This window comes from Sphaerisporangium sp. NPDC049002, assembly GCF_040649355.1.
In the GTDB taxonomy this organism is placed as follows: domain Bacteria; phylum Actinomycetota; class Actinomycetes; order Streptosporangiales; family Streptosporangiaceae; genus Sphaerisporangium.
This window is the reverse complement of the sequence record NZ_JBEZFH010000469.1, coordinates 1-1,094: the sequence shown is the minus strand read 5'-3', so window position 1 is coordinate 1,094 and position 1,094 is coordinate 1. Positions and strand designations below refer to the sequence as shown.

Below are 1,094 nucleotides of genomic sequence, written 5' to 3'. Positions count from 1 at the left end.
CTAGGAGCTGTTTGGAGTTCGGATCATGTGGTTGAGGTGAGGAGCTTCAGCCACATGATCGAGCCTCGGAGGTGGAGTCCGGCCTCGTAGCTTTCCGGGGCTTTGTCGTAGCGGGTGGCCAGGCCGCGCCAGGTCTTGATCTTCTGGAAACAGCGTTCGACGGTGTTGCGCTGCCGGTAGCGCTCTGGATCAAAGCCGACCGGCCGCCCGCCGGCTGAACCCTTCCTCTTGCGGTTGGCCTGCTGGTCGGTCTTCTCCGGGATGACCGCGGTGATCCGGCGGCGGCGCAGATGGGCACGGTTGGCCTTGGAGGAATAGGCCTTGTCCGCAGCCACCGCGGCAGGACGGGTCCGGGGCCGGCCGGCCGGACCAGGGACGCGGATCTTGTCCAGGACGGTGATGAACCGCGGGCAGTCGGCTGCCTGCCCGGGCGTGAGCACGAAGGACAGCGGCAACCCGGCGGCATCGACCGCGGCATGGATCTTGCTGCTCAGCCCGCCTCGGGATCGGCCGAGCCCGGCAGCCTTCGCCCGGGCCACACGGCGTCGCCGGGTGGCGGCACGGTCCTGGCCCGGCGACGCGTCCGCGCCGTCCGCGCCGGGTGCGCGGGGTGCGGCCTGCGGCGCATCACCCGCAGCACCGGCGGCTGCTCCGGCAGCGGAGCCCCCTTTTCCTCGGTCAGTGCCTGCTCCAGCGCATCCAGAGTCTCCCCGGCCACCGCCAGCCCCGCCGACTCCTGATGCGCCCGCACGATCGTGGAGTCCACGCTGACCAGCTCCAGACCGACCTGCCCGCGCGATGCGGCCTCAGCGATCAGCGCGTCCATCAGCCCCTGGAACACCCCGGCCTTGGCCCAGCCGCTGAACCGGGAGTAGAGCGTGGACCAAGGCCCGTACCGTTCCGGCACGTCACGCCACCCAGATCCGGTGCGGAAACGCCACAAGATCCCATTGAACTGATCACGCACCCGCCGTGGCAGCGGCCCGGTCGCGGCCACCGGCAAATGCGGCTCGATCAACGCCCACTCGGCATCGGTCACATCAAAGCGCGCCACATCCGAGTTCTATCAGCCATGACCAGCCCGCTACCGGACC

1 pseudogene is annotated in these 1,094 nt (G+C 69.7%); it reads right to left on the bottom strand.

Going from position 1 to position 1,094, the window contains the following annotated elements:
- Positions 1 to 23: 23 nt before the first annotated feature.
- Positions 24 to 1,054: pseudogene (locus AB0B89_RS36570) on the bottom strand (IS5 family transposase).
- Between the last annotated feature and the right edge of the window lie 40 nt (positions 1,055 to 1,094).